Origin of the sequence: Paraburkholderia sp. Ac-20347 (genome assembly GCF_017104805.1) — a bacterium.
In the GTDB taxonomy this organism is placed as follows: Bacteria; Pseudomonadota; Gammaproteobacteria; order Burkholderiales; family Burkholderiaceae; genus Paraburkholderia; species Paraburkholderia tropica.
In genome coordinates this window covers 1-7,139 of the sequence record NZ_JAAGPN010000341.1, presented here as the reverse complement: position 1 = coordinate 7,139, position 7,139 = coordinate 1, and the positions used below count along the sequence as shown (strand labels likewise).

Annotated in this window: 5 protein-coding genes and 2 pseudogenes; 2 read left to right on the top strand and 5 right to left on the bottom strand. The window is 64.7% G+C overall.

Annotated elements, in window-relative coordinates; translation table 11 throughout:
• Positions 1 to 362 (bottom strand): annotated as a pseudogene (locus G3N97_RS34735) (hypothetical protein); the annotation flags it as partial.
• Positions 359 to 1,885, bottom strand: coding sequence for a sugar ABC transporter ATP-binding protein (locus G3N97_RS34730; protein ID WP_205997377.1), 1,527 nt, complete (start codon positions 1,883 to 1,885; stop codon positions 359 to 361). The gene G3N97_RS34730 and the pseudogene G3N97_RS34735, both read right to left, overlap by 4 nt.
• 13 nt (positions 1,886 to 1,898) lie before the next feature.
• On the opposite strand from G3N97_RS34730, the gene G3N97_RS34725 reads away from it, so the two are divergent.
• Positions 1,899 to 2,111, top strand: a complete 213-nt coding sequence (locus tag G3N97_RS34725; RefSeq protein WP_205997376.1) for a hypothetical protein — start codon at positions 1,899 to 1,901, stop codon at positions 2,109 to 2,111.
• Between the two features lie 3 nt (positions 2,112 to 2,114).
• Here the strand turns inward: G3N97_RS34725 and G3N97_RS34720 are convergent, their stop codons facing one another.
• Positions 2,115 to 3,083, bottom strand: coding sequence for an ABC transporter substrate-binding protein (locus G3N97_RS34720; protein ID WP_065063809.1), 969 nt, complete (start codon positions 3,081 to 3,083; stop codon positions 2,115 to 2,117).
• Between the two features lie 253 nt (positions 3,084 to 3,336).
• Here G3N97_RS34720 and G3N97_RS34715 point away from each other — a divergent pair, with 253 nt between their 5' ends.
• Positions 3,337 to 5,079, top strand: a complete 1,743-nt coding sequence (locus G3N97_RS34715) for an IlvD/Edd family dehydratase (RefSeq protein ID WP_205997375.1) — start codon at positions 3,337 to 3,339, stop codon at positions 5,077 to 5,079.
• 54 nt (positions 5,080 to 5,133) lie between these two features.
• Here G3N97_RS34715 and fabV read toward each other — a convergent pair whose 3' ends face one another.
• Together fabV and G3N97_RS34705 are read right to left on the bottom strand one after the other, a co-directional pair.
• Positions 5,134 to 6,333, bottom strand: coding sequence for an enoyl-ACP reductase FabV (fabV, locus tag G3N97_RS34710; protein ID WP_205997374.1), 1,200 nt, complete (start codon positions 6,331 to 6,333; stop codon positions 5,134 to 5,136).
• A gap of 278 nt (positions 6,334 to 6,611) precedes the next feature.
• A pseudogene (locus G3N97_RS34705) lies at positions 6,612 to 7,139 on the bottom strand (hypothetical protein); the annotation flags it as partial.

Here is a 7,139-nt window from a genome sequence, read left to right as displayed (position 1 = left end):
AGCGCCGCGCCGAAGGCGACGCCCACGCGCGACGGATCGGCGGCGAGCACCGTGGCGGCCGCCGCGCCCGCGATGGCGACCACCGCGCCGACCGAAATGTCGATGCCGCGCGTGGCGATCACGAGCGTCATGCCGAGCGAGACCACGACGAGCGGCGCGGCGCGCATCAGAATGTCGATGGGTGCGCCGAACAGATGGCCGCCGAGCAGCGTGATGGACAGAAAGTTCGCGCGGTGGATCACGTCCACGGCGAACAGCGCGATCAATGTGAGCGCGGGCCACACGAGCGGATGCTTGAGCAGCAGCGAGAGCCACGCGGGCAGCGCGCCGCGTTTGGGCGGATCGATGGGCGGCAGGGTCATCGGCGATCTCCGGCGATGAGGTCGTAGACCTCGTGTTCCGAGCGCTTCGCGCCCGCGAGTTCCGCCACCTTGCGGCGGTCGCGCAGCACGGCGATGCGATCGCTCACGCGCACCACTTCGCTGATCTCCGACGAAATGAACAGGATGCCCAGCCCTTTCGCGCAGAGCGCGCGCACGCGGTCCATGATTTCGAATTTCGCGGCCACGTCGATGCCGCGCGTGGGTTCGTCGAGAATCAGCAGGCGCGGGTTGGTCGCGAGCCAGCGCGCGAGCAGCACCTTCTGCTGATTGCCGCCCGACAGCAGGCCGATGGGCTGTTCGGCGTCGCGCGCCTTGATGCCCAGTTGCTCGATGTAGTCGTTGGCGAGTTCACGCTGACGCGCGCGGCTGATCATGCGCCACCAGCCGCGCTGCGCCTGCAGCGCGAGCACGATGTTTTCGCGGATCGACAGATCGGCGACGATGCCTTCCTTCTTGCGGTCCTCGGGGCAATAGGCCATGCCGTGGCGCACCGCGTCGCGCGGCGAAGACAGCTTCACGGTCTTGCCGTCGATACGCACGTCGCCGGCATCGGCGCGGTCGGCGCCGAACAGCAGACGCGCGGTTTCCGTACGCCCCGAACCGAGCAGGCCCGCGAGGCCCAGAATCTGCCCCGGCTGCACTTCGAGATCGAGCGGATTGAGCACGCCGCGTCGCGCCACGCCCTGCGCGGCGAGATAGGGCGCTTGCGTCTGCGCGGCTTCGTTTTGCGTCTCGGCGCGCGGCGGTTCGGGATGCACGAGCCGCTCGCCCGCGTCCTTCAGGCCCACCATCTTCGCGACGAGCGTCTGCACGGGCAGATCGGCGGCGAGATATTCGCCCTCGCGCTCGCCGTTGCGCATCACCGTGATGCGGTCGGAGATCGCGTAGGTCTGCTCCAGAAAATGCGTGACGAACAGAATCGCGATGCCCGACGCCTTGAGCTTGCGCAGCACCTCGAACAGGCGCGCGACTTCGCCTTCGTCGAGGCTCGACGTCGGTTCGTCGAGAATCAGAATGCGCGCGTCCACCGACACCGCGCGCGCGATCGCCACCATTTGCTGCATCGCAATCGGATAGGTGTCGAGCGACTGCGTGACGTCGAGCGAGAGATTGAGTTCAGCGAGCGCCTCGGCGGCGCGACGGTGGATCGACTTCCAGTCGATCAGACCGCGTTTGCGCGGCTGGCGGCCCGCGAAAATATTCTCGGCGACCGAGAGATTCGGGCAGAGATTGACTTCCTGATAGAGCGTCTGGATGCCCGCCGCCTCGGCCTCCTGCGGCGTGGCGAAACGCACGGCCTGGCCCGCGAGACGGATCTCGCCCGCCTCGGGTTCGTGCACGCCGGTGAGCACGTTGATCAGCGTGGATTTGCCCGCGCCGTTCTGGCCCATCAGCGTGTGAATCTCGCCGGGGAACAAACGAAAATCGACCCGGTCGAGCGCACGCACGCCGGGGAAAGTTCGCGACAAACCGAGGGTTTCGAGTAGGGGCGGGGCGCTCATGGGCAGGAACGGAATGATCCGAAGTGCTAATCAAATTCTGCGGATGCTGAAATCGGGCGGCGAGCGGCATCGCATGTTCAGCGAGCGCCGAAAAAATCCGGGCGCGCATCACGCCATGCACGTGACGCGCGCCGGGCGCGTAACTTCCGCGCTCAATGATCGCTTGCTACCTGGTACAGCCTGCTGCGCTTCAATTTCGCTTCAAACTGGCTACAAACTCGCGTGAAGTTTAGTACTTGCGCGACGGCAGCACTTGCGCCGCCACGTCCATCGGGAACACCGTTTCGTTGGTGACGATGCGCTTGGGCAGCTGCTTGCCCGCCACGATGTCCTTCACGGCCGACATCAGTTGCGGCCCGAGCAGCGGGCTGCATTCCACGTCGACGTTCATCTTGCCCGCGATCATCGCCTCGAAGCCACCCTTGGTCGCGTCGAACGACACCACGCTCACGTCCTTGCCCGGCTTCATGCCGGCTTCTTCCATGGCCTGGATCGCGCCGAGCGCCATGTCGTCGTTATGCGCGTAGACCACGTTGATCTTGTTGCCATACGTCTTGGCGAACGCTTCCATCACCTGCTTGCCGCCCGCGAGCGTGAAGTCGCCGCTTTGCGACGCGATGATCTTGAACTTCGGATCGTTCTTGATCACCTCGATCAGACCGGCGTGACGGTCGTTGGCGGGCGCCGAACCCACCGTGCCTTGCAGCTCGACGATATTGATCGGGCCGGGGTTGCTCTTGTAGTGATCTTCGAGCCATTTGCCCGCGCGGCGGCCTTCTTCCATGAAGTCAGAGCCGATCATCGTCACGTAAAGCGACTGATCTTTCACGTCGATGTTGCGGTCGGTGAGAATGACCGGAATCTTCGCGCGTTTGGCTTCCTGCAGCACCGGTTCCCAGCCCGATTCGACCACCGGCGAGAACGCGATCACATCGACTTTCTGCGCGATATACGAGCGGATCGCCTTGATCTGGTTTTCCTGCTTTTGCTGCGCGTCGGAGAACTTGAGGTTGATGCCGGCGTCCTTGGCGGCGGCTTTCACCGACACCGTGTTGGCCGTGCGCCAGGCGCTTTCGGCCCCCACCTGCGCGAAACCGAGCGTAATCTGTTTATCTTCGGCGTGGGCGACGCCCGCAGCCATCGAGAAAGCCGCCGCTGCCGCGACGAGCCCGCTCACCATACGTGTAGCGAATTTCATGCGTGTCTCCGATGTGTAGCTCTGTAGTTTTTTAATTCATGGCGCTACACCCGCGTCCATCACGGCCGGACAGTGTCACGAGTATGTTCGCGCCATCCCACGCCGCCGGTTGGAGACCGGCAGCCGTTCGCCTGCAATTTGAATAGCCAAACTATATGCGACGCTATTTGCGGTTTTTATTAGCGTTTTCCCGATCCTCCTCGGTTATATAGTCATGCTATTTATGGGACTTTCTCACTAAGTGGGTCACGCCATGAACACTCGCAAGACGCGCCTGCGCTCAGCCGCGTGGTTCGGCACCACGGACAAGAACGGCTTCATGTATCGAAGCTGGATGAAGAACCAGGGCATACCGGATCACGAGTTCGCGGGCAAGCCGATTATCGGCATCTGCAATACGTGGTCCGAACTTACGCCTTGTAATGCGCATTTTCGTAAGCTCGCTGAACACGTTAAACGCGGCGTGTATGAAGCGGGCGGATTTCCCGTTGAATTTCCCGTGTTTTCGAATGGCGAATCGAATTTGCGGCCGACGGCGATGTTCACGCGCAATCTCGCATCGATGGATGTGGAGGAAGCGATACGCGGCAATCCCGTCGACGCCGTCGTGCTGCTGGTGGGCTGCGATAAGACCACGCCCGCGTTGCTGATGGGCGCGGCGAGCTGCGATGTGCCCGCCATCGTCGTGACGGGCGGCCCGATGCTCAACGGCAAGCACGAAGGACGCGACATCGGCTCGGGCACGGTCGTATGGCAACTGAGCGAGCAGGTGAAGGCGGGCAAGATCTCGCTGCACGAATTCATGTCGGCGGAAGCGGGCATGTCGCGTTCGGCGGGCACCTGCAACACCATGGGCACCGCGTCGACGATGGCGTGCATGGCCGAAGCGCTCGGCGTGTCGCTGCCGCATAACGCGGCGATTCCGGCCGTGGATGCACGGCGCTACGTGCTCGCGCAAATGTCAGGAATCCGAATCGTTGAAATGGCATTCGAAGATTTGCGGCTTTCGAAACTGCTTACGCGCGCGGCGTTCGAGAATGCGATTCGCACCAACGCGGCGATCGGCGGCTCGACCAATGCGGCGATTCATTTGAAGGCGATCGCGGGACGAATCGGCGTGCCGCTCGAACTCGACGACTGGACCCGCATCGGGCGCGGCACGCCGACCATCGTCGATCTGCAGCCCTCGGGCCGCTTCCTGATGGAAGAGTTCTATTACGCGGGCGGTTTGCCGGCGGTGCTCAGACGCCTTGGCGAAGCGAAGCTGCTGCCGCATCCCGACGCGCTCACGGCGAACGGCAAGACGATCTGGGAGAACGTGCGCGAGGCACCCAATTTCAACGAGGAAGTGATTCGACCGCTTGGCGAACCACTCGTGCATGACGGCGGCCTGTGCGTGCTGCGCGGCAATCTCGCGCCGAACGGCGCGGTGCTCAAGCCTTCAGCGGCGACGGCGAAATTGTTGAAGCATCGCGGCCGCGCGGTGGTGTTCGAGAATTTCGACGACTACAAGGCGCGTATCGCCGATCCCGATCTCGACGTCACCGCCGATTCGGTGCTCGTGATGAAGAACTGCGGACCGAAGGGCTATCCGGGCATGGCCGAGGTGGGCAACATGGGCTTGCCGCCCAAGCTGCTCGCGCAAGGCGTGACCGACATGGTGCGGGTGTCGGATGCGCGCATGAGCGGCACGGCGTACGGAACGGTGGTGCTGCACGTCGCGCCCGAGGCGCGCGCGGGCGGACCGCTGGCGATCGTGCAGGACGGCGACTGGATCGAACTCGATTGCGAGCGCGGCACGCTGCGTATCGATATTTCGGATGCCGAAATAACCGCGCGGCTCGACGCATGGCGCGCGGCGCAACAGCCCTTGCCCGCCGATGGCAGCGGTTATCGCAAGCTCTATGTCGAGCACGTGCTGCAAGCCGACGAAGGCTGCGATTTCGACTTTCTGGTGGGTTGCCGGGGCGCGGAGGTGCCCCGGCATTCGCATTGAGCGAGGCGTCGCGCGACGCTGACGCGCCGCGCGCACAAACCTTGATCGAGCCGATTAAAGCTGCTGGATGCCCGGAATCGCGACATCCGGGTTGACGTCGGCGGCGTAATCCACGCCTTCGATGCCGAAGCCGAACAGACGCAGGAACTCGGCCTTATAGCCCGCGAAGTCGGTGATCTCGTAGAGATTTTCCGCGCTCACCTGATCCCAGGCGGCCTTCACCTGCGCCTGGATTTCGGGCGCGAGTTCCTTGTAGTCGGCGCGCAGACGGCCTTCGTCGTCGAGCACGGGCGCGGCGTTGTAGAGCGAGTCCTTGTACAGACCGTAGACCTGCTCGATGCAGCCTTCGTGCGAGCCGTTTTCCTTCATCGCGCGGAACAGCAGCGCGAGGTAGAGCGGCATGATCGGAATCGCCGAGCTGGCCTGCGTGACCACGGCCTTGAGCACGGAGACGCGTGCGTCGCCGCCGCCATGCGCCGCGAGCTTCTCGCGCATGCCGAGCACCTTCTGGTCGAGATCCTTCTTGGCCGCGCCGATCGAACCGTTCCAGTAGATGTCGTGGGTGATTTCCGCGCCGAGGTACGTGAACGCCGTGGTCTTCGCGCCGGGAGCGAGCACGCCCGCGTCGAGCAGCGCGTCGATCCACATCTGCCAGTCCTCGCCGCCCATCACGGCCACGGTGCCGTCGATTTCCGCCTGCGAAGCGGCTTCGAGCACGGTTTCCTTGACGATTTCCTTGTCGGTGTCGACGCCGCGCATGCGCAGCGTCTTGCCGACCGGCTTGAGCGTCGACGCATGCACTTCGCCCGTGACCGGGTGCGTGCGGCGCGGCGCGGCGAGGCTGTAGACGACGAGATCGACCTGGCCGAGATCGCGCTTGATCGTCTCGATCGTGGCGTCCTTCACGGCGGTGGAGAACGCGTCGCCGTTGATCGACTTGGCGTACAGGCCCTGTTGCGCGGCGAACTGCTCGAACGCGGCGGTGTTGTACCAGCCGGCGGTGGCGGGGCGCGTTTCGCTGCCCGCGCGCTCGAAGCACACGCCGAGCGTGGCCGCGCCGCTGCCGAACGCCGCCGAGATGCGCGCGGCGAGGCCGTAGCCCGTCGACGCGCCGATCACGAGCACGCGTTTCGGGCCGTTGGCGATGGCGCCGTTCGCTTTGACATATTCGATTTGCTGGGCCACGTTGGCTGCGCAGCCGGCGGGATGCGCCGTCACGCAAATAAAGCCGCGAACGCGCGGTTCGATAATCATCAGACTTCTCCGTCTATCTCAGGTACTTGCAGGGACGGGGCGCATTGTACGCGAGCCAGCGCGGCGCGGCGCGCCAGGCGGGTGTTTATGGGGGTGTTCAGGGCGCGTGGACGGTGCGTTGATGGTGCGTAAAGGGTGCGTTGACGGGACGCCAACGCTTCCCAGCGCTTTCGCGGGCTTTCCGGTGCTTTCGCAGCGAAGCCATGCCAAAACGTGCCGGAACGCGATATGGCGCGAAATGGCGCAATATCGCGCAATGAATCCGCGATGAAAACCCGTCAATGTCCCGACGCGAGCGCCGCAACCGGCGCGCCCAGGCAGCCAAGCCCGGCGAGCGTGGCCTCCAGCGCGGTATCGAGCGGCGTATGCGGCTCGCGGCCGAGCGTGCGCACGAGGCGCGCGTTGTCGAGGTCGAGCGTGTCGCGCCACAGATAACGCATTTCCAGCATCTCGCGCAGCGTCGTCGAAAACAGCGCGCCGATCCAGACCAGCGGCCAGGCGAAGGGCTTGCGGCGCGCGGCGAGCCCGTGCCGTTCGGCGACGCGGCAGAGCGCGGCGGCCATCTGCGTGCCGTCGGCGTCGCGGTGACCTTTCATGTGAAAGCGGGCGAACGGCGCGAGTTCGGCGCGCAGTTCGATCAGTTCGACCATCGTGCGCGCCACATCGGGCACGTAGGCCCACGTATGGCCGATGCCAGGCCGCCCCGGCTCGCGCACCGTGCGCACCGGCCGGCCGGGCTGCACCATGCCCTGCGCGAGCCAGCTATTGCCCACGCGCGGACCGAAAAAGTCGCCCGCCCGCACGAT

Excerpts from the sequence above, each read along its gene's own strand:
- fabV (WP_205997374.1), bottom strand. The coding sequence starts at position 6,333 with ATGATTATCGAACCGCGCGTTCGCGGCTTTATTTGCGTGACGGCGCAT.
- G3N97_RS34715 (WP_205997375.1), top strand. The coding sequence starts at position 3,337 with ATGAACACTCGCAAGACGCGCCTGCGCTCAGCCGCGTGGTTCGGCACC.
- G3N97_RS34720 (WP_065063809.1), bottom strand. The coding sequence starts at position 3,083 with ATGAAATTCGCTACACGTATGGTGAGCGGGCTCGTCGCGGCAGCGGCG.
- G3N97_RS34725 (WP_205997376.1), top strand. The coding sequence starts at position 1,899 with ATGATCCGAAGTGCTAATCAAATTCTGCGGATGCTGAAATCGGGCGGC.
- G3N97_RS34730 (WP_205997377.1), bottom strand. The coding sequence starts at position 1,885 with ATGAGCGCCCCGCCCCTACTCGAAACCCTCGGTTTGTCGCGAACTTTC.